Consider the following 25016-nt stretch of genomic DNA (forward strand, 5'->3'; position numbering starts at 1 on the left):
GGCCCGCCCACGTCGGCGTCACCCAGGCCGGAGTCATTTTTAACGTCGCGTAGCGACGGCCCGCAGGGTAGCGGCCATGGATGGCAGGCTATAAAAAAGCCGGAAGTACTCAGGAATTACCTGAAGACCTCCGGCTTTTCATTAATACACGCGCACTCAGCCAAGCTGCTCCATCAGCTCATCGGAGATCTCGGCGTTGTGGTAAACCTCCTGCACATCGTCGAGGTCTTCGAGCATATCGATCAGCTTGATAACTTTCTGCGCGGTTTCCAGATCATTAACCGGCGCACTGATCGAAGGGATCATGGCAATTTCTGCCTCATCCGCCTTGAGACCGGCAGCACTGAGCGCCTCGTTGACGCCATGGAAATCGGCAAAGCTGGTCGACACCAGGGCAGAGCCGTCCTCGCTCATCTCCACGTCATCAGCACCGGCTTCCAGCGCAGCTTCCATCAAGGCATCTTCGCTAACGCCTGGGGCGAAGCTGAGTTGCCCCTTGCGATCAAACATATAAGCCACCGAACCATCGGTGCCCAGGTTGCCGCCGCACTTGGTAAAGGCATGGCGCACTTCGGCTGCCGTGCGATTGCGGTTGTCGGTCATGGCCTCGACGATAATCGCCACACCGCCCAGCGCGTAACCTTCGTAACTCAGCTCGACGACGTTGTCGGCTTCGTTATTGCCGGCACCACGGTCAATCGCCCGATCAATCACATCGCGCGACATATTGGCCGTAAGGGCCTTGTCTACAGCCAGACGCAGACGCGGGTTGTCCGCCGGGATCGGGCCGCCGTGCTTGGCCGCAACGGTCAGCTCACGAATAATCTTGGTGAAAATCTTGCCGCGCTTGGCGTCCTGACGCCCTTTGCGGTGCTTGATATTGGCCCACTTGGAATGACCAGCCATAACTCACTCCGTAATTCGTCAAATCAGGTTTTATCGCACCCATATAACCAAGAAGCCTGGAAAATCCAGGCTTCTTGTCATCGCTAAGGCTTATTCGGCCTTGGGTTGCTCGCGCAGGCGAATGTGCAATTCGCGTAGCGCCTTGTTATCCACCAGGCCAGGCGCCTGAGTCATAACGCAGGCCGCGCTCTGGGTTTTCGGGAAGGCGATCACTTCACGAATCGACTGCGCGCCGGTCATCAGCATGACCAGACGATCCAGACCGAAAGCCAGGCCGCCATGAGGTGGCGCGCCGAACTTCAGGGCATCAAGGAGGAAGCCGAACTTCTCCTGCTGCTCGTCTTCGCTGATACCCAGTACGCGGAACACGGTCTGCTGCATCGACTTGTCGTGGATACGGATCGAACCGCCACCCAGCTCGGTGCCGTTGAGCACCATGTCGTAGGCACGCGACAGGGCGGCGGCCGGATTGGCTTCCAGCTCGGCCGGGCTGCACTTCGGTGCGGTGAACGGGTGGTGCATGGCGGTCAGGCTGCCGTCGTCGTTCTCTTCGAACATCGGGAAGTCGACGACCCACAGCGGCGCCCACTCGCAAGTCAGCAGATTGAGGTCGTGACCCAGCTTGATGCGCAGTGCGCCCAAGGCCTCGCTGACGATCTTAGCCTTGTCGGCACCGAAGAACACGATGTCGCCATCGACTGCGCCGACGCGATCAAGGATCACGTTGATGTTGTCCAGCGGGATGTTCTTGACAATCGGCGACTGCAGGCCTTCGGCACCATTAGCGCGCTCGTTGACCTTGATGTAAGCCAGGCCCTTTGCGCCGTAGATGCCCACAAACTTGGTGTACTCGTCGATCTTGCTGCGCGGCATGCTCGCCCCGCCTGGTACGCGCAGCGCGGTCACTCGGCACTTCGGATCGTTGGCTGGACCGCTGAACACCTTGAAGTCGACCGCTTGCAGCTGATCGGCGACATCCACCAGTTCCAGCGGGTTGCGCAGGTCCGGCTTGTCCGAACCAAAGCGACGCATAGCTTCGGCCAGGGTCATGTGCGGCAGCTCGCCGAACTCGACGTTGAGCACTTCCTTGAACAGCTGGCGAATCATCTTCTCGGTGATGGCCATGATGTCGGCTTCATCGAGGAAGCTGGTTTCGATGTCGATCTGGGTGAATTCCGGCTGGCGGTCGGCACGCAGGTCTTCGTCACGGAAGCACTTGGCGATCTGGTAGTAGCGGTCGAAGCCGGCCACCATCAGCAGCTGCTTGAACAGCTGTGGCGACTGCGGCAGGGCGAAGAAGCTGCCGGCGTGGGTGCGGCTCGGCACCAGGTAATCACGCGCGCCCTCGGGAGTGGCACGGGTGAGGATCGGCGTTTCCACATCGAGGAAGCCGTTTTCATCCAGGTAGCGACGGATGCTGCTGGTGATGCTCGAACGCAACTTCAGTTTGGCCGCCATTTCCGGGCGACGCAGGTCGATAAAACGGTAGCGCAGACGGGTTTCTTCGCCGACGTCGGTGTATTCGTTGAGCGGGAACGGCGGGGTTTCCGCTTCGTTCAGCACTTCCAGCTCATAGCCCAGCACTTCGATAGCGCCGGAAGCCATGTTGGCGTTGCCGGCACCGGCCGGACGCAGACGCACCTTACCGGTGATCTTGACCACGTATTCGCTGCGCACCTTGTCGGCGGTGGCGAAGGTCGCCGCGCGATCCGGATCGAATACCACTTGGGCCAGACCTTCACGGTCACGAATGTCGAGGAAAATCACCCCGCCATGGTCACGACGGCGATGTACCCAACCGCAAAGGGTGACTTCCTGGCCGTCCAGGCTCTCGTTCAGTTGGCCGCAATAATGGCTGCGCATCATGGTGGTAGTCGCTTCTCTTGAGTCTTGAATTCGTTGGGCCGCAGTGACTGCGACGCTCGTTGGCCGGATAACCGGCTGGCGCAGGCGCCATTTTCCGCAATAGTGCTGCCTTTAAGGGGCGCGAAACGATCAGCGGCGCATACGCAGCCGACGGTTCGCCCGACAAAACGCGGCAAAGCGCGGGATTATATATGGTTAAGCCGCCACTTGCAGCCGCCGCCCCACGCGCTTTTGCCAGCCCTTCCTATACTCAGGCATGCAGCACTCTGACCGTCGAATAGTGGAGAGGCTTATGGCCACGCCGAACCTGGCTGAAATCCCCAGCGATTTGCTGGCAGACTTTCGCCTGGAATCCAGCGAACAATTCCAACGTTGCGAACAATTGCTGATCGAGCTCGAGCACACCCCCAATGACCGCGAACGCCTGCGCGAGCTGTTTCGCCTGGTGCATACGCTCAAGGGCAATCTGGGTTATATCGGCCTGGATACGCTGATGAGCGTGCCGCAAGCCATGGAGGATGTTCTGTCCTGTCTGCGCGAGGGCCAGTTGCATTTCGACAGCCTGCTGGGCGATATCCTGCTATTAACCCTCGACTACCTCAAAGAGCTGATCCAGCACGCACTCGGCGGCCCGTCAGCGCAACTCAGCGCAACCCAAAGCAAGTCGCTTAGTCAGGCACTCAGCGCTCTGGCACTGGCGCCAGCGGTGCAACAAACCGGTATTCGCAGCGCACTGCTGCAACAGCTCGACCCCAGCTCGCGGCCACCAGCAGCAATAACTGCAGATGAACCCGCCGCCGCCGACCTGCTCAGACGCTACGGCATAGAGCCTGATGCAGACCTGCTGTTCTTTATCGACCTGATGCAGGCCAGCGAACGCCGTTCACACTTCTGGCAAGGTCGCGGCCTGCGTCAGCTCGACCTAGCTCTGGCAATCAATCAGCTCGGCGGCGGCCCGGAACAGCCCGAACAACTGGCTGCAGCGATCTGCCTACACGACCTGGGCATGGCCTTTCTGCCGCTGGAAATGCTGCATAAAGAAGAACACTTCAACCGCGAAGAGCGCCGGCAGATGCAATCCCACCCGCGTCTCGCCTATGACCTGCTCAAACGCATGCCCAGATGGGATGCGGCCGCGGAAATCGCCCTGCAACACCAGGAACACGCCGACGGCAGCGGCTATCCAAAAGGCCTGAAAGAGGTCGAGACCAGCCCAGGAGCCCTGATTATCAATATCGTCGACACCTTCGACGCGCGCACCCATGAACGCGCCCATCAAACCCTGAATAAACGCCCGTTGTTGCGCGCCATCCTAGAAATCAACAACCTCGCCGGACGGCAATTCAGCACCTACTGGGTCGAAGTATTCAATCAGACGCTGCAACAACACCCAGAGCTGGCACATCGCTAAACCTTAGAAAAATTGAACCCATGCCAAGCAATAGCCTCCAACCATCACTTTCATTGATATAAACCACGATAAAGCTCGGTAAAACCCATGGTAGGCTCTGCCCATCACGCGGGCAGCCAAGCCCCGAGCCCTGAAGGAGAAATGGTATGGAAATCAATATCGGAATCGCCGAGCAGGACCGCGCCGCCATCGCCGAAGGCCTGTCGCGACTGCTTGCAGACACCTACACCCTGTACCTGAAAACCCACAACTTCCACTGGAACGTCACCGGCCCGATGTTCAACACCCTGCACCTGATGTTTGAAGGTCAGTACACCGAACTGTCGCTGGCCGTCGACCAGATCGCCGAGCGCATTCGCGCCCTGGGCTTCCCCGCTCCCGGCACCTACGCCGCCTACGCCCGCCTCTCGTCTATTAAAGAAGAAGAAGGTGTGCCGAATGCACAAGACATGATCAAACAGCTGGTTCAAGGCCAGGAAGCCGTCGTACGCACCGCTCGTGGCATCTTCCCGCTGCTGGACAAAGTCAGCGACGAACCCACCGCGGACCTACTGACCCAACGTATGCAAGTCCATGAAAAAACCGCCTGGATGCTGCGCAGCCTGCTGGCCGCCTAGGTAAATCACGTAAAAGGCCCGTCTTTATGGGCCTTTTGCTAGGCGCTTGCCCAGCAGCTGTTCTATGCTTTGGTCAATTGCAACTTGGCCACAGTGACGTGCATGAACAAACCCGCCAAAGCCCCCAGCATCCTAGAGCTGTACCCCGAAGAAACCCGCGATGCTGCGGCGCTTCTAAAGAAGGCGGTACCGCTGATGATGCGCCACGACATCCCGCCCAATCCGGTGCATTACGCCCTCTGGTACACCTACAGCAAAGGCCTGGAACCCGAGCTCAATCGCCGCCTGGAGAAAACCGTCGCTGACTTTGACAGCTTCCCGCCGGAAACCGCAGCCAAACTGTTTCGCGACTACATCATCCACGGCGAACTCGAAGAAGCCCGTGCCGGCCAGCAACAGGTCATCGAGCTGGTCGATGACATCGAAGGCAATGTGTCACGAAGCATCATTGGCAGCCGCAACTACCAAGCCAGCCTGGAGCATGGCCTTGCCGCGCTGCAGGAGCCGATCATCGATGATCTGCCGAATGTCCTGAATGAACTGCAGCAAAGCACGCAACTGATGCAGGACCAGCAGGACAAGTTCCTCTATCGCCTGAATGCCGCTCAGCAAGAAATCAAGAGCCTACGCAGCCAGCTTGAACGCGCGCACATCGCCGCAACACTGGATAGCCTGACCCAGGTATTCAATCGCAATGCCTTCAGCCGATTGCTGGAACAAACCCTCAGCACCGAACATGACGGCGTCGCCCTGGTGATGCTGGATATCGACCATTTCAAACAATTCAACGACCAATACGGCCACCCCCTGGGTGATCGCGTGCTGCAACACGTCGGCCAGCTGCTGCGCGACCTACTCCCCCCCCGCGCAATGGCCGCACGCTATGGCGGTGAAGAGTTCTGCGTCATCCTGCGTGACTGTTTTGACAACGTAACGGCCTACGCTTTTGCCGAACAGCTGCGCCTGAAGATTCAGTCACTGCGCATCAAAGTGCGCCGAACCGACGAAGTACTCGACAGCATTACCGCTTCCTTCGGCTTCGCCCTTGCAGAACAAGGCGATACGCTGGAAACCCTGCTCACCCGCGCTGATGACGCGCTTTATCAGGCCAAGCGCGATGGCCGCAACCAAGTGAGCCCCATTGCGAGTGAAACAGCGCTCAGTGCTTGATTGAGAACCCCACCTCTTTGCTGTTAAATACGCCCCGTGCCGCTGAACCGCATCTCTGGTTCGGCGCATGGTTGGTACCACGCGCTTTTATTCCTCCCCTGCAACGCCCAATACGCGCAACCAGCCCTTCCTGTTGACTCTTTAAATTAAGCGAGCTCATCGAACATGTTGAAAATTGTCCACCTTCTGACGGGCGCTATCGCCCTGCTACTTTCTTTTGCGCCATCCTTCGGTAACACACCACAGTCATTCTTAGAGCAACCCAGCGCACTGTGCCTTGCCCTGTTCGGCCTGCTGAACCTGCTACTTGCTCCGCAACTGCCCATCTGGCACGCCGGCCTGCGTCATCAAGCGCAAAATCTGGTTTCCGCCTTACTGGTCCTCGGCACCCTGCTACAAGCCTTGATTTTGCTCGCCCCGCTGCCCGTCATTGCCAACCAACCGGCCAGCCTGTTTAGCCTGCTTATCATCGCAGCCGCCGTAGCCGTACACCTGGCCGCCAACCTGCGCCTGAAATCGCGCAACACCTCAAGCTCGCAGGACCTGGGCGACCGCGAGACAGGCACAGTAAAATGGTTCAACACCTCGAAGGGTTTCGGCTTTATCTCCCGCGATTCGGGTGACGATATATTCGTGCACTTCCGCGCCATCCGCGGTGAAGGTCACCGTGTACTGGTCGAAGGCCAGCGGGTCGAGTTCGCCGTAATGCAACGCGACAAAGGCTTGCAAGCCGAAGACGTCATCGCCGCACTCCCCGCGCGGCGTTAATCGCATAAATGCAAAAGGCCCGCACACTGCGGGCCTTTTGCGTTTTATAACCAATCAATAATGGGGCGGCGGCGCCTCATCCTCAGCCATACCGAACTGCGAACTCACCTCATCCTGGCGCTTGATCAATGCCGCTACTTGCAGCTGCAAGCGCTCCAGAAGTCGCTGCTGCGCCACCAGCGCATCGTTGAGCGCCTGAATGGTGTCGTCCTGAAAAGCCAGCCGGCTTTGCAGATCGTTGATGCGTTCTTCTATTTCCACCAATCAGCTCTCAGCAAAACAAAAATCCCCGGTCAAAACCAGGCGTAAACGGGCTTTCAGCGCCGCCAACTGCTCAGCAGTATATGCCTGAGCGGGATGACGCCCCCATACAGGCGCAGGCCAAGCCGCATCCTCGCGGCGCCGCACGATGACATGCATATGCAGCTGACTGACGACATTACCCAAGGTCGCGACATTCATCTTGTCTGCCGCAAAACAGTCCTTGAGCACCTCAGCAAGGCCAGTAGTTTCCCGCCAGAGCAGCGACTGATCACTCGCGCCCAGCTGAAACAACTCACTGACATCTTCACGTCGCGGCACTAGGATAAACCAGGGGTACTGCGCATCATTCATCAACAGCAAACTGCATAATGGGTAATCACCCAACCAAACAGTATCCTGCTGCAACCGCGAATCCAGAACAAACATAACTATTACCTTTAAGACATACCTACTAACTCGGCCCTGATCGACACCGAACAGATCGAGCGACAACAACTGAACCCGGGCTAGCTAATAAACCGCCAAACCGCAATCAGAACCTGCAAATAGCAGCTGTGAAGGATACGCCGAAGCAGCGAACCCGACACCCACGATCAACCCTCGCCCTCCACGCACCAATAGACAGCACTCAACAAAAACCACCCCAACCGCACGCACCAAAACTGTTCCCTTCGGTAATCCTCAGGCAGTCGCCAGGCTCCACAGGGCACCTACACGACAGCAACCCACTGAAAACCGAGCAGAAGCGGTCGCCTAAAAGCCCTTTCTCCGGCCACAAAAATAGAAAGAACCCCTGAAAAACCACCAACAAACCAATGTAACCCCCGAAAACCTGACAGCACAGGCCAATTCGAGGATAAAAAATTGGCCTTTAGAGTTTTGTGCACGACTATTGCTAAGCAATCCGTGACGAATCGCATTGCACCGTTTGGCTGCCGAAAGCAACCTGCGAGCAAGCGCAAAAATCCGTTAGCGTTGGCTTCCTAGCACGCAGCTGCATCTACAAAAATGCGACATGATTCATAAGCTTTTGCGACACAGCCGTGAAGAAATCGTAATGAATAGATTGCAACTATCGCCAACATTGGCAGCGTGCTATAAGTTACCGCCGACACAAAAAGAAAGAGTCGTCCTTATAACAACCAGCCGGACGGCGCAACTTTTCTAAACCAAAGGAGCAATCACGATGCAAGTGATGAAGTGGAGCGTAATCGCCCTCGCAGTAGCAGCGGGCACTACCCAAATGGCAGTGGCATCCAGCCAGTCCGAATCCAAAGGCATTGTTGAAGACAGCAGCTTCAATATCTTCAATCGCGCCCTTTACCACAACCGCGACTACAAAAACATTGCCGACAGCCGTACGAGCGAAGAGTTCGGCCTTGGCATACGCCTTCTGCTCGAGTCTGGCTTCACTCAAGGCACCGTTGGTGTTGGTTTCGACGCTCACTCACTGAGCAGCATCAAGCTGGACACCGGTCGTGGTCGCGCAGGTCTCGGTCAATTCTCCCAGGACAGTGATGGCCGCGCAGAAGACACTCAAACTGAAGTTGGCGGCGCAATCAAATTCCGCGTATCCGACACCGTACTCAAGCACGGTAACCAGTTTGTAGGCAGCCCGGTGCTCTCCACCGACGACAGCCGCATCCTGCCTGAGGTTGCCACCGGCACCCTGATCACCAGCAACGAAATCGAAGGCCTGGAGCTGACCGCTGGTCGCTTCACTGCAATCAGCCGCCAAGCACCTACCGGTCGTGATGGCCGCGAACTGACCGAGGCCAACATCGTTGGCGCCAGCTACAGCTTCACTGACAACTTCAGCGGTGCCATTCACGCATCCGATGTTGAAGATCACTTCAAGAAGCAATATGCCAACCTGAACTACAACCTGCCCCTGGCTGAAGACCAAGGACTGAACTTCGACTTTAACTTCTACAGAACTAATGACGACGGCCGCAAACTGTCGGGTGAAGTGGACAACAAGATCTGGAGCCTGGCTGCTGCTTACAACCTGGGCGCTCATACCTTCACACTGGCACACCAGCGCTCTTCGGGCGACACCGCTTATGCCTATGGCGTTGACGGCGGCGGCACCATCTGGCTGGCCAACTCCGTTCAGATCTCCGACTTTGACCGTGAAGATGAGCAATCCTGGCAGGTTCGCTACGATCTCAACATGGCCACCTATGGCGTGCCGGGCCTGAGCTTCATGACCCGCTACATCTATGGCACCAATATCGAGACCGGCCTGGGCGAAGAAGGTAAAGAACACGAGTTCAACTTCGAAACCAAATACGTCATTCAGGAAGGTGCGGCTAAAGACCTGTCTTTCCGCATTCGTAATGCCATTTACCGCGCCAACAGCGCACAAAATGCTCACTACGACACTCCCGACATGAATGACTTCCGTCTGATCGTTGAATACCCACTGAGCGTTCTGTAATCAAGACCGTTTAGCTGGTAAAGAAAGCCCGACCTAGGTCGGGCTTTTTCTTGCCTGCTGAAAACTTACAACGGCAACGCATAAGTCCCAGTTACATGCGCCACCAACTCCTCTTCATTACCCTGAGAATAAACAGAGACTTCACAAACAGCCTGCCTGCGACTCAATCTCAATATCCGCGCTTCGGCTAATAGATCAACCGGCTTGGGTTTAACCAGAAAGTTGATATTCAAATTAGACGTCACAGCCATTTCCACCCGGCCGAGACTGCCCAGCACCACCGCATACATCGCTGCATCCGCCAACGCCATAATGGTTGGCCCGGACAAGGTGCCGCCGGGTCGAATCAATTTGCTGTGAAATGGCACGCGCGCCAGTGCGCCAACAGCGTCCAGCCGGTCGATACACAAGTTGATGTCTTCTGCCATCGGCAGTCCCGCCCGAATCAGCGCCTGCACCTGTTCCGCCGTCAATATCGACACACTCCCCTCCTTTTATAAGCACACGCCAGCATCCTGTACGCATCTGTACAGGCACCGTACAATGCGGGCCATTCAAAATCTCTTGCAACCGACAGAACAGCCAAATATGCGTACCAGCCAGTTCCTGCTCTCGACTCTGAAAGAAACCCCATCCGATGCCGTGGTGATTAGCCATCAACTGATGCTGCGTGCCGGCATGATCCGCAAGCTGGCTTCCGGCCTGTACACCTGGTTGCCCATGGGCCTGCGCGTGCTGCGCAAGGTTGAGAAAGTCGTCCGCGAGGAAATGAATGCCGCTGGCGCCCTGGAAGTGCTGATGCCCGGTATTCAACCTGCAGAGCTGTGGCAGGAATCCGGTCGCTGGGAACAATACGGCCCGGAGCTGCTGCGCATGAAGGATCGCCACGGCCGCGATTTCTGCGCCGGCCCGACCCATGAAGAAGTTATCACCGATCTGGCGCGCAATGAGCTGAACAGCTACAAGCAGCTGCCGATCAACCTGTATCAGATCCAGACCAAGTTCCGCGACGAAATCCGTCCGCGCTTCGGCCTGATGCGCGGCCGCGAATTCATCATGAAGGACTCCTATTCCTTCCACGTCGACCAGGCTTCGCTGCAAGAAACCTATGACCGCATGCACCAGGCCTACTGCAACGTGTTCACCCGCCTGGGCTTGAATTTCCGCCCTGTGCAGGCTGATACCGGTTCGATCGGTGGTACTGGCTCCCACGAGTTCCACGTACTGGCCGACTCCGGCGAAGACGATATCGCCTTTAGCGACAGCTCCGATTACGCCGCGAATATCGAGAAAGCCGAAGCTGTGCCTCGTGAAACCGCACGCGCAGCCGCCAGCGAAGCCATGCGCATGGTTGAAACTCCGGACACCAAGACCATCGACGCGCTGGTTCAAGGCTTTGGCCTGGCCATCGAGAAAACCATCAAGACCCTGATGGTGCACGGCGCCAAAAAAGGCACCCTGGTCGCCTTGATAGTACGCGGCGACCACGAACTCAACGAGATCAAGGCCGCCAACCTGGAGCTGGTTGCTAGTCCGCTGGTCTTTGCCAGCGAAGCCGAGATTCGCGCGGCCATCGGCGCAGGCCCTGGCTCACTGGGCCCGGTCAATCTGCCGATCCCTTGCGTCATCGACCGCTCGGTTGCCTTGATGAGCGACTTCGCCTCCGGCGCCAATATCGACGACAAACACTATTTCGGCGTGAACTGGGAGCGCGACCTGCCGCTGCCGGAAGTAGCGGACCTGCGTAACGTGTTGGCTGGCGACCCGAGCCCGGATGGCAAAGGCACCCTGGAAATCAAACGCGGCATTGAGGTAGGGCATATCTTCCAGCTGGGCACCAAGTACAGCGAAGCGCTGAACTGCCAGGTGCTCGGCGAGAACGGCAAGCCGGTGACCCTGACCATGGGCTGCTATGGCATCGGGGTTTCCCGCGTGGTGGCGGCTGCCATCGAGCAGAACAATGATGACCGCGGCATTCTCTGGAATGACGCCCTGGCGCCTTTCCATATCGCCCTGGTGCCGCTGCGTTATGAAACCGATGCCGTGCGCGAAGCCACCGACAAGCTGTATGCCGAGCTTACCGCTGCCGGTTTCGAAGTACTGCTCGATGACCGTGACAAAAAGACCAGCCCAGGCATCAAATTCGCGGATATGGAACTGATCGGCATCCCGCATCGCATCGTAGTCAGCGATCGCGGCCTGGCCGAAGGCAACCTGGAGTACAAGAGCCGCAAGGAAACCGACGCCCAGGCCGTGCCTGTCGCCGACATCCTGAGCTTTATCCAGGCCCGTATCAGCCACTGATCTCAGCCCCTTTAGCAAGAGTCGTCATGTTCAAGCGAAACACCTTCAGCCTCATCGCCACCCTTGTGGGTGGCTCTCTGCTTCTCAGCGGTTGCGCCAACCAGTTGCCGCAACGCAGCGAGCACGAGGAGCGCGTCGAGCGCAAACTGCTCGATCACAGCCTGCAGATCGATGTCGGTGAGCCACGCGTGCTGGAGTTGCCGCAACGCCGCGTGCGCGTGCATGAGCAGAAGACTTTCGAGGTCACGGCGTTTGACGTGACGCGCCGCTATGACCGCTACACCCCTTACCAGCCCTGGCGCGAACTCTATGAAGTGCCGCTGGGAGCACTGGCGGTGGTCGGCGGTATCGGCGCAAACGTACTGAACGTGGTATTGCTCGGCAGCCTACCCGACAGCGCCACCAAGGACTGGATCAGCTACGGCTTTGCCGGGCTCAACCCGGCAATGAACGTCGAGTCCAACGGCCGCTCGCAGCAGAACCTCGCCAGCCTTGAGGAGCATCGCCAGGATGCCCGCATGGAATACTCCAGCCTGCCATGGGCCGAACGCCCGGTGCGGGTTAAAGCAGGTGAACAGAACCACGAACTGCTGACCGACCGTAATGGCATCCTGCGCCTTAACCTGCTCGACAGCCCGTTTGCCGAAGAAGATGTCACCCTTATCAGCACGCTGCTGCTGACGGTTGAAGATGATCAAGGCTCGGCGCGCGCCGATGCCTCCCTGCTGGTCAGCCGCACCTTGCGTGGCAAGCTACAGGAAGCCCATGACCTGATTTACAACGACCTTGAGGGTGATGACGTTGCCCAATGGGTGCATCGGGTCAAACGCCTGTCGGAGCTGGGCCTCGAAGAGGAAGCCAGCGAACTGGAACAGAGCCTGATCGAGCTGACGCGCAACGATCCGGAACTGCAGAAGATTTTCCTCCAGGCCCTGACCAAAGACGCCGGCCGCCTGGTCGCCGATCCTGGCAACGACTGACGCCCCCATGCGGCAGCGCCTGACCTGCGCCCTACTCGGCCTGCTGCTCTGCGGCGCGACTTATGCCGAAGTGCGTCAAGCGCCAGAGCCGGAACTGCGCACACTGCTACAACAGACCGTAGCCCAGGCCGACAGCTTTCAGGATCGCTTCGAGGCCGAAGTCTGGCTGCTGGATATGTCCACACGCATGCGCCGCTATATCCCGGATGCCGAGGAACGTCTGAGCCTGCTGCGCCTGGTGCATCGCGAAGCCAGCAAGGCCGGCTTGCGTCCCGATCTGGTAATCGCCCTGATTCATGCCGAAAGCCATTTCGACCGTTTCGCCATCTCCTCAGTCGGCGCTCAGGGCATGATGCAGGTGATGCCCTTCTGGAAAGCCGAACTGGGCCGCCCGCAAGACAACCTCACCGACAACGCCACCAACCTGCGTTATGGCTGCACCATTCTCAGCTTCTATTTACGCAAGGAAAACGGCGACCTGAACCGCGCACTGGCGCGTTATAACGGCAGCCTGGGCAAGCACACCTACTCAGCCAAGGTGGTCGGTTTCTGGCACGACTTCTGGTATGTCAAACCGTAATTGGTAAATGAACCTGTATTACGATCTCGCGAGCTAGAGACCTACAAGGCGCTACCTTCGGCTGGTCAAAGCGGCGAGGAAGCGGAGTATACTGTTGTACATGAGCATTCCGAGCCTGTTACGCAGCAGGGCCGACGCGCAGCAGATCGTAAACAGGTTCTCAGCGCCGCACGATAAATCCGGTAATCCCCTGCTGCGCCTGCTCTTGCAGCTCCAGCGCGGTAACTTCGGCAGCCTGCGGCCCGTGCTGCAACCAGCTCGTCAATTCAGCCACCGCAGCTTCATCACCCTCGAACAGCACTTCGACCCGGCCATCGGCCAGGTTGCGTACCCAACCATCGAGATCAAGCCGCTCAGCCTGCTCCGCAGTCGTCTGGCGAAAGCACACGCCTTGAACGCGGCCGCTGACGTAACCATGCATGCAAGTACGCGCCACGGACTAGCCCTCCGCCTTGAGTGCAATAAGGCGAGCCGTCAGACCGGCAGCCGTTTGTTCACCCAGCAAGCGCTCACGCATACGCCCCTGATCGTCGACGATATAGGTCACCGGCAACACCTCGGCACGCGGCAACTGGTAGCGCTCGGCCGGGTCCTGCGCCAACACGGTGAAACTGATGCCCATGTCTTGCGCGGCCTGGTTCAACTTCTCCCCCTGCAGCGCATCGAAATTCACCCCGAGCACCTGCACGGATTGCTCCTTGAGCTGTTGCTCCAGGGCATTGAGTTCGGGAATCTCGGTGCGACAAGGTGCGCACCACTGCGCCCAGTAATTAATCACTAACCACTGGCCTTCCAGGCGCTCAACCGCTACCTTTCGTCCATATTGATCGACGCCTATGTCTTCAGCGCAACCGGCCAGAATCAGACCTATGCCTACACCCGCAACAGCACGAATGATCGCCTGGAAACGCATTCCCATGCATTCGCTCCCTGATTCCATAAGGTTGATATGACATTAGATGCCTTGCGCCTGGAAGTGCCAGACATCCTCGAAACCGATGTCGCGCCGCTAGCCGACCTCAATGAGCAGCTGGCCCAGGCCCGCCTGCAGTCGCCAGAACTGGCCTTGCAGCAGGCGCTCGGCCTGCTCTTCAGACTAAACCGCAGCGCCATGACCTTACTCGAAAGGCAGCGTGCACTGCAAAGCTTCAGCGATCAGTACCGCCATTACAGCAAGGCCTATCAAGGCGAGAATCCCCCCACGGCCTTGTTCGTGCACCTGTGCAGTGAACTGGCCATCGGCTTCAAACGCCTGCTGCTGCAAATCCTCCAGGGCCGCCAGCCATCACGCCCGCACCTGGCCTGGTGCCTGTATATGGCTCAGCACTTTCTCGCCCAGAGCCTGCTGCGTCACTATCAGCTGTATCAGGAGCCGCCGCCCAGCCTGTGGCGTGACAGCCACCTACTGTACTGGATCGGTGAGCATCAGGATTGCCTGGACGAGCCAGTGGCAGCAGCGTTCACCCCACAACCGGCGAACACACTGCGTGGCATTTATCAGCAGATGCTGCTGCTGGCCTTAAGCAATCCATTCCACCTCGCCGATGGTGAATGTGAACTCCTGTTCGGTGCACTCTCGCCACTGGCAGGTCTGGCGCGTTTGCTGCCCTGGGACGAGGACGATGAGATCGAAGGGCCCACCATTGACCTGACCGAGGCGCAACCCTGCCTGAGTTATGCCCAGACGCCAGAAGGCAGCGTGGACTGTTTACGCCGCTTCGAGTTGGGCGCCCTGCTGGTGGCCCTGCATGATCCCGCACCGCTACAAAGCAAGGCGGAACGCCAACTGCTGGAGCGCGTACAACAACACTGGCTGGGGCGCCAGCAACGTCGACATACCCGCGCCGACCACAGTTCCGAATGCAACCTTATCGTCGGCCTGCCCGGCATCCATGCGCAGCTACTGGAACAGCGGCCACTGCGCACCAGCGCTCAGATGCTCGACGCCAGCGCAGGCGGTGCACGTCTGCTGTGTAATGCCGACCAAGCCGCGCAGCTGTCGGTTGGCCAGCTGGTACTGCTGCTCACCGGCAGCGATACACCGACCCTGGCCCTGGTACGGTGGAGGCATCTGAATAGCGAAGGCCTGCACCTTGGCCTGCGCTACCTGAAAGGCCTGCCGCGTCCGGTATGGCTGCGGCGCGCGCCCAGCGCCCAGACTCACCCAGGCGTGCTGCAGAGCACCCCGGCACCAGGTAATGGCTGGCACCATGGCTTATGGCTGCCCAATGGACAGTTTGTTGAAGGGGAAAATGTCTGGCTGCAGCTGGCCAGCGCGCACAATCAGGCGATCCTGCCACTGCCGACCGCCAATCTGGTCACCGCATCCGTCACCCGCTACCCGATGCAGCTGGCCTAAGCCTTTTTGCCAATACGCTAAAAGTGCGAGAAAGGTCACGCCGAACGTCGGCCGAGCGCACAGTTTCATCGGGTGGGCCAAGCTTATAATTCATCGCACTCACGCTTGATGCGATCCGTTATTAGCCTGGAACACAACCATGACCCAAGCCCTCGATAAGTTGGTCGGCCCTGTGCCATCTGCCATCGTCAATCTCGCCCGCTTACAGGTCACCCCCTACGAAGGGCGCGTCGCTGAGTTCAACGTAGCCGCCTGGCTGCACCTGCCGGGACTGGCCAACCTGCCTGTATCCCTGCTCATCAGCTACCGCGACGGCACCACCCGCCGTGAAGTGATGGTCGATCATGGCAAGGTCAATCAGCACAGCAAGATCCTGCTTTCCAGCGTGGCCCGCCTGCCGGTGAAGCTGAAGATCGAAGAAATGCAGGTGCGTCTGCGCTCTGCCGTACCGGCGACCAGCCTGGTGGTTGAAGAGTTGTTTGTACAAGCGGTCGAATTGCCACAAACCGATAGCCGCCAAGCCCTCGCCTGATAGCACTCTGCGACACACAAACCCCGCGCATCGACGCGGGGTTTTGCATTTAGCCAGAAACCATTTCTGCAGGTCCGCACTTGGCGCCGGAATCAGGCTGCGCAACAGCTTCAGATGAGCCAGAAATATCGGGCTGCTCAGACGGGTTGGAATTGACCAAGGATTGCGGCCAGCTGCTGAAGCGCAAGCCGGTGATGCGATTAAGGCGCTCGAGGGCCTCTTGCGGATCACGTTGATACAGATGAATCACTTTGCCTTTATTGGCTGTCATAACGCCTTCACACTCCGCCAATCCCTGCCCTGCTGGCAACCTGATCGCTATCTGCAAGACAGATAGCCAGAAGCGTGCCAGCTTCCTTTTAACCGCGTTTAGCGACCTTCATGGTCGCCAGTGCCATCATGCGCCATCAGCACAACGCCGCAAACTGACGTTTTACGTCACTTTGATGGTTCAACCTCTGGCTGCAGCCACTTCGCCAGGTCTTCCCCAAATAGCGCCGCCTGCTCTTCCTGCAGTTTCACCAAGCCACTGCGCAAAGCGGGATACCAGACTTCGTCGAGTTGCTCGGGCAAATTCTCCGCCCTGGGCATCGGCCAGGGACTGTGGCTCAGCAGTTGCTGCAGCGAATAATGGCCCAGATCGCGGCTCAACACCCAGGCGCCGGAACCGGTAGGCGCAATCAGCTTCTGCTGCTCAAGAAACACCAGAATCTCTTCCCATTCATGCTCCGCCAGCGACCAGCCCTGGCGCTGCACATCCAGCAAGCGCACTTTCAAACCCGACTGCTGACGCTCGTAGAATACCCGCAACACCCCTAGCGCCATCAGCAAACGCGGCACCGCACGCTTACGCCATTGCTGGGAAAAACCCAGGTTGCAGACCAGTTCGGCGCCAAACAGCACAATCAGCCAGGACACATAGATCCACAACAGAAACAGCGGCACCGTGGCAAATGCGCCATAAATCAACTGATAACCAGGAAACAGGCGCACATACAGACCGAACAACATCTTCGCCACTTCGAACAAAATCGCCGCAAACAAACCGCCCAACAGCGCATGCCGCACCGGCACCTGAGCATTCGGCACCGTGGCATACAACAGAGTGAATGCGGCCACGCTAAACAGCAGCGGCATAAACTTCAGAACGACCTGAGCCCCGAGCAAGGCATCCGGCCCGGAAATCAGCGACAGCGAGGTAAAGTAAGTACTGATGGCAAAGCCGCCACCGAGCAGCAAGGGCCCCAGGCTGAGAATTGCCCAGTACAGCAGAAAGCTCGAGACACCCCGACGCGGCTGGCGCACGCGCCAGATGGTGTTGAAAGTCTTCTCGATGGTTACCAGCATCCAGAACGCCGTCGCGGCCAACACCCCCACACCAATCCAGGTCAGCTGGCGCGCCTGAGCGGTGAAGTCGCGCAGGTATTGCTGCAGGGTTTCACCAGCAGACGGGACGAAGTTGCGGAAGATAAAGCTCTGAATCTGCTCGCCGGTATCCTGGAACGCCGGAATGGCCGAGAGCATGGAAAAGGTCACCGTCATCATCGGCACCACCGCAAACAGCGTGGTGTAGGTCAAGGCTGCCGCATTACTGGTGCCTTGGTCGGCAATAAAGCGCTGCAATAAAAAACGCCAGAACTCCAACAGGTTGTTAACGCGCTGCAGCATGCCCTCTCCTTAGCCATTTGCATCCCAGCTACCTGCTCAGGCGCAGGCGCGGGTGCCGTAAGCGGTTAGAATAGCCGCCATCGAAGGTAACAGGCGACCCGAACATGACCGCTATGACGCTCTACCATAACCCGCGCTGCTCCAAATCACGCAGCGCATTGCAATTGCTGGAAGACCGCGGGCTCACCCCAACCATCGTGCGCTACCTGGAAACACCGCTCAGCGCCGAACAGTTGCAAGAGCTACTGGGCCAGCTCGACATCAGCGCGCGGCAACTGCTGCGCACCGGCGAAGAGGAATACAAGACCCTCGGCCTGAACGATCTGCAATTGACTGACGCACAGCTGATCGCAGCCATGGTCAGCCAGCCAAAACTGATTGAGCGGCCCATTCTGGTAGTCGGTGACAAAGCCGCCATCGGTCGCCCACCTGAAAACATTCTGGAGATTCTGCCGTGAGCGCGCCCTACATTCTGGTGCTGTATTACAGCCGTCATGGCGCCACTGCGGAAATGGCCCGACAGATTGCCCGTGGCGTAGAAATGGGCGGCTTGGAAGCGCGCTTGCGCACAGTGCCTGCGGTATCTGCCGAGTGTGAAACAGTGGCTGCGGATATCCCGGTCGAAGGTGCGCTGTATGCCAGCCTGGATGACCTGAAGAACTGCGCCGGTCTGGCACTCGGCAGCCCGACCCGCTTCGGCAATATGGCCGCGCCACTCAAGTACTTCCTCGATGGCACCAGTGGCCTGTGGCTGACCGGCAGCCTGGTCGGCAAACCCGCCGGCGTATTCACCTCCACCGCCAGCTTGCACGGCGGCCAGGAAACCACCCTGCTGTCGATGCTGCTGCCCCTGCTGCACCACGGCATGCTGATTACGGGCCTGCCCTACAGCGAATCCGCGCTGCTGGAAACCCGTGGCGGCGGCACGCCTTATGGTGCCAGCCACCACGCCGGCGCCGATAACAAACGCGCCCTTGATGAACATGAAACCGCCCTGTGCCGTGCACTCGGCCAACGCCTGGCGCAAATCGCGGCAAAACTGGAGAGCGCCCGTGGCTAAAATCGCAAAACCGCTGCCGTCCCTGGAATGGTTGCAACCGCGCCTGAGCATCAGCCGCGCGGTCAGCCTGCTGAGTTTTTTTAGCCTCGCCGCGTTGTTGCTGGCGTGGAACCTGTGGTTCGCCAACGTGCCCAGCAAACTGCTCTGGGTGATCCTCGGCGTACAACTCGCGCCCCTGCTATTGCTGGCTCCCGGCCTGATCATCGGCAACGCCCGCGCCCACGCCTGGGCCTGCTTTGTGGTGAATTTGTACTTTATCCAGGGCGTACTCGCAGCCTTCGACCCGAACAAGGCGGTTTACGGCTGGTTACTGACGGGGCTGAGTTTGAGCCTGTTCTGCGCAGCCCTGATGTTTACCCGCTGGCGCTTTCAGTACGAGCGCAAGTTGGCAGGGGAGGCTTGATGCGCTTGGTGCTGCTCCCCGGCCTCAATGGCAGCAGCACCCTGTTCGAGCCTTTACTGGCCCACCTGAGTCCTGCACTGGAAGTACAGACACTCGAACTGCCGAGCCAGGGCAGCCAAGCCCCCAAGGCTTTGGCTGGTCTGCTGTTGAGCAAACTCGGCAACACACCCTACGTACTGCTTGGCGAATCTTTTTCCGGACCGCTGGCGTATCAACTGGCCCTACAACAACCACCTGGCTTGCGCGGCGTGATCTTCACCGCCTCATTCTTGAGTCGGCCGCATCCACTACTACCGCTGATCAAGTACCTACCTCTGCCGCGCTGGCTACTCGAGCAAAATACCTTGTTAAACCTGTTCTGCCTGAATGGCCAAACCAGCGCCGAACTGACTCTGATACTGCGCAAAGAAATTCAGAGGCTACCCACGCTCTTACTGCGAGCACGCCTGCACAGCCTTAGCCAATTACAGAAACCCGCATTGCAGCTCGAATTGCCGGCACTGCACCTACTGGCCAAGCAAGACAGGCTGGTAACCCGTAAGGCTCAGACCAGCCTGCAGACATGCTGCACACAGCTAACCGAGATCGCACTGGATGGCCCGCATTTCCTTCTGCAGAGCCAGCCACAGGCTTGTGCAGATGCTATAGAGCGCTTTATTACCGGACTGCCGGCTGATTAGACAGGCCGCTACCAACCGAGGGTTTCTTTAAGAAAGGGAATTGTCAGCTTGCGCTGAGCCTGCAGTGACGCCTGATCCAAGCGCTCAAGTAAATCGAACAACGCACTCATGCTGCGCTCACCGCGAGTCAGGATAAAACGCCCAACCTCATCGCTCAGATGTAGGCCCCGGCGTGAAGCACGCAGTTGCAAGGCGCGCAGCTTGTCCTCATCGGAGAGTGACTGTAGCTGAAACACCAGCGCCAGGGTCAGGCGCGATTGCAGGTCAGCCAGTTGTACCGGTAACTCGCGCGGTGAAGTGCTGGCGGCCAGCAACAGGCGACGGCCACTGTCGCGCAAGCGATTGAACAGGTGGAACAATGCCTCTTCCCAGTCACTACGCCCCGCCACTGCATCCAGATCATCCAGACAAACCAGTTCGAACTGCTCCAAATTATCCAGTAAAGCAGGGCCGTACTCGACCACATCAGCCAACGGCAGGTATACCGCCGGCTCGCCACGCTGCTCAAAGCGCAAACACGCAGCCTGCAACAAGTGGCTACGCCCCACACCCTCACCGCCCCACAGATAAATCAGGCTTTCCGTCCAGCCGGCATCGGCTTCGCACAGACGCTCGACATAGCCCAACGCCGCAGCGTTGGCTCCGGGATAGTAATTGGCGAAAGTGGCGTCATCGCGCAGACGCACACCTAAAGGCAGTTGTATGGGTGTCATGCTGGATTGGGCGGCTCGTCGGAACCGCTGGCTGGCTCACCATAAAGATCGGAAAGTTTATAGAAATCATGCAGATGACGCACTAACACCATGATCACCGCTGCCACCGGCAGGGCCAGCAGAACGCCGGTGAAGCCGAACAGTTGGCCGCCGGCCATGATCGCGAAGATTACGGCAACCGGATGTAGGCCAATGCGATCGCCCACCAGCATCGGTGTCAGCAGCATGCCTTCGAGCATTTGCCCGACGATAAAGACTGCAGCGATGGCCACCAGTGGGTAAGGGTCCATGCCGAACTGAAACAGGCCGGCCGTCAATGCCGCACCGATGCCGACCACCACGCCCAAATACGGCACGATACTGGCAAGACCTGCCAGTACGCCGATCAGTAAACCAAGTTCCAGGCCAATCACCATCAGGCCGGTGGCATACATCACACCCAACGCCAGCATCACCAGCAACTGACCGCGCAGGAAGGCGCCGAGCACTTCGTGACACTCTCCGAACAGCTGCACAACCAGGCCTTCACGGCCGCGCGGCAGCAAGCTGCGCAGCTTGGCGACCATCAGGTCCCAGTCGCGCATCAGGTAGAAGCTCACTACCGGAATCAGCACGAGGTTAGCCAGCCAGGCCAGCAGCGCTAAGCCTGAAGAGGTGGCCGTGGACAGCAGCATGCCGACGATATCGGTGGTTTTACCCAGCTCCCCGGACAGCGCGGTTTTCAACTGATCAAAGCGCCAGAAGCCTTCGTTCAGGCCCAGTTTGAGCTGAACCCATGGCAGGGCCTGGTTCTGTGCCCAGTCGAGCATCTCCGGGATCAACTCGTACAAGCGCACCAGCTGCTTACCCAGCATGGGCACCAATACCAGCAGCAGGATGGCCATGATCAGGGTGATCAGTGCAAAGACCACCACCACGCCCCAGGTCCGCGACATTTTCCAGCGCTCCAGACGGTCGACCAACGGGTCGCCCATATAAGCCAGCAGAACGCCGATCAGAAACGGCGAGAGAATCGGCGCCAGCAGGTACAACAGGCCGCACAGCAGCAGCGCCCCGACTATCCATATCCAACGATGCGAATCGATCATGCCCTGCGCTCCATATGCCAACGTTTTATCCAGAAATACTCAAACCGCGAGACCCGTTACATAAGAAAACCGCAGCTCGATAGCTGCGGTTTTCAAGTCAGGGGCCGGATGTAATAGCCGCAGTCTACCAGCGAAACCTCAGCACATTGTCAGGGGCTACCACTGCGGCGGCGGGCTCAGCCGCAGTAGCCGGCGGCGTAACCGACTGACTGGCATCGAGCACTGGGGCTTCTGCCGGTACTTCCTGCAAGCGCGCCAGGCCCAATTGCGCACGCAGTTGTTCGGCATTGGCATTGACCGCAAAGGTCAGCGTGTCGCCCTGAACCTTGCGCAGTTGCGCGGCGAACGGCTCAAGAATGCGCTGCAATTCGGCGTAGCGCGCCAGGTCAACACCCTGCACTTCCACGGTAAGACCACTGGCGGCGCCGGCTGCGACAATAAAGCGTGGCGCCAGACGCTGGTTGACCGCCAACAGAATGGCATCGGCCAACGCGGCTTGATCGGCGCCCTGCACAGTGCCCTGCTCCCGCTCATCGCCCAGCCACAGGCGCCACTCAGCCTGCCACTGGCCGTTTGCTTCGCTCGCCATCACTGCCAGCAAGGCATCGGCGGCGTAGCGTTCGGAGGCTTCACGCAGGGTAGCCGGATCATTCGCCGTGAGGTTTTCCGGTACCGCCACCAGTTGCTCGGCCAGATCGGCCAACGGCAAGCGCAGCGGTAGACCACGGTGCTGCGCGGCCTGGTTGAGTGGTGCGGCAGCAGCTTGGCCATCACCGAGCAGACGGCTACCGTCGCTGGCATCACTCAGCCACCACAGCAAAATGCTCGGGCGATTTGCGCCCCACAGCGACAGGCCCGCCTGACGCAGGCTGCGATCGGTGCTCAGCGGGTCAAAGTCGACCAGCAGCTGCTCGCCCTCATAGCCATATTGGCTGACAATCTGTTGCGGGTCCTTGCGCAGCTCCGCCAGTGCCGGGTTCTGCGCAGCATCGGCCTTGCCGGTCAGGCGCAACACCAGGGTATCCAGCGCGCGGCTCAGGGCGGCAGCGCGCTCTTCCGGTTGCTGGCTGCTGACCGCTTCGCGGACTTGGTACAGATCACTCACCGGCGCGGCAAACGCCGACAGGCCGGACAGCGACAAACAGACTAGAAGCAGGCGAGCGGTCAAACGCATGGATGAATTCTCGACGGACGGAAAGTGGCGCGCAGGCCAGGTTTAACAACAGTTGCAGCCAACCCACGCCACATAAAGCAGGCGGCGGTGGCTCAAGAGTGCGAGTTTAGGTGCTGTTAAGGCGCACTCCAAAGCCCTTTTCAGCCGCAGACTGCCAACAACAACCAGATTTCGAGCTTAAACAGCCGCCCCAACAGCCGCAACCTTAGCGGGTGGCCGCTGCCGGGTAAGCCTGATAAAATCGCGCGCCTTCGCAGACCGCCGCCACAAGCGGCGGTGCCAATCCGAATTTCCCCTAAAGGCCTGGATCTATGAGCAAGCAACCCTCCATCAGCTACAAGGACGCAGGTGTAGATATCGACGCGGGCGAAGCCCTGGTCGAACGCATCAAAGGCGTGGCCAAGCGCACCGCGCGTCCGGAAGTCATGGGTGGGCTGGGCGGCTTCGGCGCGCTGTGCGAGATCCCGGCTGGCTACAAGCAACCTGTGCTGGTCTCCGGCACTGACGGCGTCGGCACCAAGCTGCGCCTGGCACTGAACCTGAACAAGCACGACAGCATCGGCCAGGACCTGGTCGCCATGTGCGTTAACGATCTGGTGGTGTGTGGCGCCGAGCCGCTGTTCTTCCTCGACTACTACGCCACCGGCAAGCTCAACGTTGATGTAGCCGCCACCGTGGTTACCGGCATCGGCGCCGGCTGCGAACTGGCTGGCTGCTCCCTGGTTGGCGGTGAAACCGCGGAAATGCCAGGCATGTACGAAGGCGAAGACTACGACCTGGCCGGTTTCTGCGTCGGTGTGGTGGAAAAAGCCGAAATCATCGACGGCTCGAAAGTCGCCGCTGGTGACGCGCTGATCGCCCTGCCGTCCTCCGGCCCGCACTCCAACGGCTACTCGCTGATCCGCAAGATCATCGAAGTGTCGGGTACTGAAATCGAAAGCACCCAGGTCGACGGCAAGCCGCTGACCGACCTGCTGATGGCGCCTACCCGTATCTACGTCAAACCGCTGCTCAAACTGATCAAGGACACTGGCGCAGTCAAAGCCATGGCCCACATCACTGGCGGCGGCCTACTCGACAACATCCCGCGCGTGCTGCCAAAAGGCGCACAAGCAGTGGTCGACGTGGCCAGCTGGACTCGCCCAGCGGTATTCGACTGGCTGCAGGAAAAAGGCAATGTGGATGAGCACGAGATGCACCGCGTACTCAACTGCGGCGTCGGCATGGTTATCTGCGTGGCGCAGGATCAGGTCGAAATCACTCTGCAAACCCTTACCGCCGCTGGCGAGCAGCCGTGGGTGATCGGCCAGATCGGCACAGCTGCCGAAGGTGCCGCCCAGGTCGTGCTGAACAACCTGAAACAGCACTAATGTCGGTACCGATGCCAATAGACTGCAATGTGGTGGTGCTGATCTCCGGCTCCGGCAGCAACCTGCAGGCGCTGATTGACAGCATCGCCCATGACGGCAACCCGGCACAGATCAGCGCGGTGATTTCCAACCGCGCCGATGCCTACGGCCTGGAACGCGCAAAACAGGCTGGCATCGCCACCGCCGTGCTCGACCACAAGCAGTTCGACGGCCGCGAAGCCTTCGATGCCGCGCTGGTCGAGGCCATTGATGCATTTGATCCGCAGCTGGTGGTGCTGGCCGGTTTTATGCGCATCCTCACGCCCGGCTTCGTTCGTCACTACACTGGACGCCTGCTGAATATCCACCCTTCGCTGCTGCCGAAATACAAAGGCCTGCACACCCACCAGCGGGCTCTGGACGCCGGTGACAGCGAGCATGGCTGCAGCGTGCACTTCGTCAGCGAGGAACTCGATGGCGGACCACTGGTCGTACAGGCAGTGGTACCGGTACAGTCGGATGACTCGCCCACCAGCCTGGCGCAGCGCGTACACGAGCAAGAGCATGTGATTTACCCGCTGGCCGTACGCTGGTTTTCCGAAGGCCGTTTGCAGCTGACGGCGCAAGGGGCAATGTTGGATGAGCACCTGTTACCGAGTACCGGACACCTTATTCGAACTTAGG

The 25016-nt window shown here is 59.0% G+C and carries 28 protein-coding genes and 1 pseudogene; 17 read left to right on the plus strand and 12 right to left on the minus strand.

The window, feature by feature from the left end; genetic code table 11:
- Nucleotides 1-156: 156 nt before the first annotated feature.
- Together ACQ4LH_RS12580 and aspS are read right to left on the minus strand one after the other, a co-directional pair.
- Nucleotides 157-906, minus strand: a complete 750-nt coding sequence (locus ACQ4LH_RS12580) for a YebC/PmpR family DNA-binding transcriptional regulator (RefSeq protein WP_430697469.1) — start codon at nt 904-906, stop codon at nt 157-159.
- Nucleotides 907-996: 90 nt separating this feature from the next.
- On the minus strand, nt 997-2772 hold the full coding sequence (gene aspS, locus ACQ4LH_RS12585; RefSeq protein WP_430697470.1) for an aspartate--tRNA ligase: 1776 nt from the start codon (nt 2770-2772) through the stop codon (nt 997-999).
- Nucleotides 2773-3064: 292 nt separating this feature from the next.
- Between aspS and ACQ4LH_RS12590 the strand changes: the two genes are divergently transcribed.
- The 5 genes and pseudogenes from ACQ4LH_RS12590 to ACQ4LH_RS12610 all read left to right on the plus strand — a co-directional run bounded on the left by ACQ4LH_RS12590 (nt 3065) and on the right by ACQ4LH_RS12610 (nt 6738).
- Nucleotides 3065-4183 (plus strand): HD domain-containing phosphohydrolase, encoded by a 1119-nt coding sequence (locus ACQ4LH_RS12590; protein ID WP_430697471.1) that lies wholly within the window; start codon nt 3065-3067, stop codon nt 4181-4183.
- A 146-nt stretch (nt 4184-4329) separates the two neighbouring features.
- Nucleotides 4330-4800, plus strand: a complete 471-nt coding sequence (locus ACQ4LH_RS12595) for a Dps family protein (protein WP_167144942.1) — start codon at nt 4330-4332, stop codon at nt 4798-4800.
- Nucleotides 4801-4902: 102 nt separating this feature from the next.
- Nucleotides 4903-5970 (plus strand): GGDEF domain-containing protein, encoded by a 1068-nt coding sequence (locus ACQ4LH_RS12600; protein ID WP_430697472.1) that lies wholly within the window; start codon nt 4903-4905, stop codon nt 5968-5970.
- Between the two features lie 165 nt (nt 5971-6135).
- A pseudogene (locus ACQ4LH_RS12605) lies at nt 6136-6456 on the plus strand (cold shock domain-containing protein membrane protein); the annotation flags it as partial.
- Between the two features lie 57 nt (nt 6457-6513).
- Entirely contained in the window at nt 6514-6738 is a 225-nt protein-coding gene (locus ACQ4LH_RS12610; protein ID WP_169852850.1) for a cold-shock protein, read from the plus strand.
- 54 nt (nt 6739-6792) lie between these two features.
- Here the strand turns inward: ACQ4LH_RS12610 and ACQ4LH_RS12615 are convergent, their stop codons facing one another.
- Entirely contained in the window at nt 6793-6999 is a 207-nt protein-coding gene (locus ACQ4LH_RS12615; protein ID WP_160015123.1) for a SlyX family protein, read from the minus strand.
- A gap of 3 nt (nt 7000-7002) precedes the next feature.
- The gene (locus tag ACQ4LH_RS12620) at nt 7003-7428 is read right to left on the minus strand and encodes an HIT family protein (protein WP_430697473.1); all 426 of its coding nucleotides are present in this window, start codon (nt 7426-7428) and stop codon (nt 7003-7005) included.
- Nucleotides 7429-8188: 760 nt separating this feature from the next.
- On the opposite strand from ACQ4LH_RS12620, the gene ACQ4LH_RS12625 reads away from it, so the two are divergent.
- Nucleotides 8189-9442: an OprD family porin gene (locus ACQ4LH_RS12625; protein WP_430697474.1), complete on the plus strand. Its 1254-nt coding sequence runs from the start codon at nt 8189-8191 to the stop codon at nt 9440-9442.
- Nucleotides 9443-9507: 65 nt separating this feature from the next.
- On the opposite strand, the gene ACQ4LH_RS12630 is transcribed toward ACQ4LH_RS12625, so the two are convergent.
- Nucleotides 9508-9915 (minus strand): PaaI family thioesterase, encoded by a 408-nt coding sequence (locus ACQ4LH_RS12630; RefSeq protein ID WP_430697650.1) that lies wholly within the window; start codon nt 9913-9915, stop codon nt 9508-9510.
- Between the two features lie 115 nt (nt 9916-10030).
- On the opposite strand from ACQ4LH_RS12630, the gene ACQ4LH_RS12635 reads away from it, so the two are divergent.
- From ACQ4LH_RS12635 to ACQ4LH_RS12645, 3 genes are read left to right on the plus strand one after another with little or no spacing between them, the layout of a single operon-like run.
- Nucleotides 10031-11746, plus strand: a complete 1716-nt coding sequence (locus tag ACQ4LH_RS12635) for a proline--tRNA ligase (protein WP_430697476.1) — start codon at nt 10031-10033, stop codon at nt 11744-11746.
- Nucleotides 11747-11772: 26 nt separating this feature from the next.
- Nucleotides 11773-12726, plus strand: coding sequence for a hypothetical protein (locus tag ACQ4LH_RS12640; RefSeq protein WP_430697477.1), 954 nt, complete (start codon nt 11773-11775; stop codon nt 12724-12726).
- A 7-nt stretch (nt 12727-12733) separates the two neighbouring features.
- Nucleotides 12734-13306, plus strand: coding sequence for a transglycosylase SLT domain-containing protein (locus ACQ4LH_RS12645; protein ID WP_430697479.1), 573 nt, complete (start codon nt 12734-12736; stop codon nt 13304-13306).
- A 160-nt stretch (nt 13307-13466) separates the two neighbouring features.
- Here ACQ4LH_RS12645 and ACQ4LH_RS12650 read toward each other — a convergent pair whose 3' ends face one another.
- Nucleotides 13467-13742 (minus strand): acylphosphatase, encoded by a 276-nt coding sequence (locus tag ACQ4LH_RS12650; RefSeq protein ID WP_430697480.1) that lies wholly within the window; start codon nt 13740-13742, stop codon nt 13467-13469.
- A 3-nt stretch (nt 13743-13745) separates the two neighbouring features.
- On the minus strand, nt 13746-14225 hold the full coding sequence (locus ACQ4LH_RS12655) for a TlpA disulfide reductase family protein (protein ID WP_430697481.1): 480 nt from the start codon (nt 14223-14225) through the stop codon (nt 13746-13748).
- Between the two features lie 30 nt (nt 14226-14255).
- Between ACQ4LH_RS12655 and ACQ4LH_RS12660 the strand changes: the two genes are divergently transcribed.
- Both ACQ4LH_RS12660 and ACQ4LH_RS12665 read left to right on the plus strand, forming a co-directional pair.
- A complete protein-coding gene (locus tag ACQ4LH_RS12660; protein ID WP_430697483.1) occupies nt 14256-15665 on the plus strand; it encodes a PilZ domain-containing protein in 1410 nt (469 codons plus the stop codon).
- A gap of 139 nt (nt 15666-15804) precedes the next feature.
- Nucleotides 15805-16197 (plus strand): hypothetical protein, encoded by a 393-nt coding sequence (locus ACQ4LH_RS12665; protein ID WP_305589340.1) that lies wholly within the window; start codon nt 15805-15807, stop codon nt 16195-16197.
- 49 nt (nt 16198-16246) lie between these two features.
- Here the strand turns inward: ACQ4LH_RS12665 and ACQ4LH_RS12670 are convergent, their stop codons facing one another.
- Complete coding sequence (locus ACQ4LH_RS12670) at nt 16247-16468, minus strand: hypothetical protein (protein ID WP_430697651.1); 222 nt, start codon at nt 16466-16468, stop codon at nt 16247-16249.
- A gap of 167 nt (nt 16469-16635) precedes the next feature.
- Nucleotides 16636-17865, minus strand: a complete 1230-nt coding sequence (locus tag ACQ4LH_RS12675) for a virulence factor BrkB family protein (RefSeq protein ID WP_430697485.1) — start codon at nt 17863-17865, stop codon at nt 16636-16638.
- A gap of 104 nt (nt 17866-17969) precedes the next feature.
- Here ACQ4LH_RS12675 and arsC point away from each other — a divergent pair, with 104 nt between their 5' ends.
- Genes arsC through ACQ4LH_RS12695 form a run of 4 tightly spaced genes read left to right on the plus strand, consistent with a single transcriptional unit; the run spans nt 17970 to nt 20008 of the window.
- On the plus strand, nt 17970-18323 hold the full coding sequence (arsC, locus tag ACQ4LH_RS12680) for an arsenate reductase (glutaredoxin) (RefSeq protein WP_430697486.1): 354 nt from the start codon (nt 17970-17972) through the stop codon (nt 18321-18323).
- Nucleotides 18320-18925, plus strand: a complete 606-nt coding sequence (wrbA, locus tag ACQ4LH_RS12685) for an NAD(P)H:quinone oxidoreductase (RefSeq protein WP_430697487.1) — start codon at nt 18320-18322, stop codon at nt 18923-18925. The genes arsC and wrbA overlap by 4 nt, the downstream gene beginning before the upstream one ends.
- On the plus strand, nt 18918-19328 hold the full coding sequence (locus tag ACQ4LH_RS12690) for a DUF2069 domain-containing protein (RefSeq protein WP_430697488.1): 411 nt from the start codon (nt 18918-18920) through the stop codon (nt 19326-19328). The genes wrbA and ACQ4LH_RS12690 overlap by 8 nt, the downstream gene beginning before the upstream one ends.
- On the plus strand, nt 19328-20008 hold the full coding sequence (locus ACQ4LH_RS12695; RefSeq protein ID WP_430697489.1) for an alpha/beta fold hydrolase: 681 nt from the start codon (nt 19328-19330) through the stop codon (nt 20006-20008). The genes ACQ4LH_RS12690 and ACQ4LH_RS12695 overlap by 1 nt, the downstream gene beginning before the upstream one ends.
- 8 nt (nt 20009-20016) lie before the next feature.
- On the opposite strand, the gene hda is transcribed toward ACQ4LH_RS12695, so the two are convergent.
- From hda to ACQ4LH_RS12710, 3 genes are all read right to left on the minus strand, one after another.
- The gene (gene hda, locus ACQ4LH_RS12700) at nt 20017-20721 is read right to left on the minus strand and encodes a DnaA regulatory inactivator Hda (protein WP_430697490.1); all 705 of its coding nucleotides are present in this window, start codon (nt 20719-20721) and stop codon (nt 20017-20019) included.
- Nucleotides 20718-21809: an AI-2E family transporter gene (locus ACQ4LH_RS12705; RefSeq protein WP_430697491.1), complete on the minus strand. Its 1092-nt coding sequence runs from the start codon at nt 21807-21809 to the stop codon at nt 20718-20720. Before ACQ4LH_RS12705 ends, hda begins: the two co-directional genes overlap by 4 nt.
- Before the next feature lie 124 nt (nt 21810-21933).
- Nucleotides 21934-22983 carry a DUF2066 domain-containing protein gene (locus ACQ4LH_RS12710; protein ID WP_430697492.1) on the minus strand — a complete coding sequence of 350 codons (1050 nt, stop codon included), beginning with the start codon at nt 22981-22983 and terminating at the stop codon, nt 21934-21936.
- A gap of 311 nt (nt 22984-23294) precedes the next feature.
- On the opposite strand from ACQ4LH_RS12710, the gene purM reads away from it, so the two are divergent.
- Both purM and purN read left to right on the plus strand, forming a co-directional pair.
- Entirely contained in the window at nt 23295-24353 is a 1059-nt protein-coding gene (gene purM / locus ACQ4LH_RS12715; RefSeq protein WP_430697493.1) for a phosphoribosylformylglycinamidine cyclo-ligase, read from the plus strand.
- Between the two features lie 11 nt (nt 24354-24364).
- The gene (purN, locus tag ACQ4LH_RS12720; protein ID WP_430697494.1) at nt 24365-25015 is read left to right on the plus strand and encodes a phosphoribosylglycinamide formyltransferase; all 651 of its coding nucleotides are present in this window, start codon (nt 24365-24367) and stop codon (nt 25013-25015) included.
- The last annotated feature ends 1 nt before the right edge of the window (nt 25016 follow it).

Source organism: Pseudomonas peli (assembly GCF_050563605.1).
Taxonomy (GTDB): Bacteria; Pseudomonadota; Gammaproteobacteria; order Pseudomonadales; family Pseudomonadaceae; genus Aquipseudomonas; species Aquipseudomonas peli_A.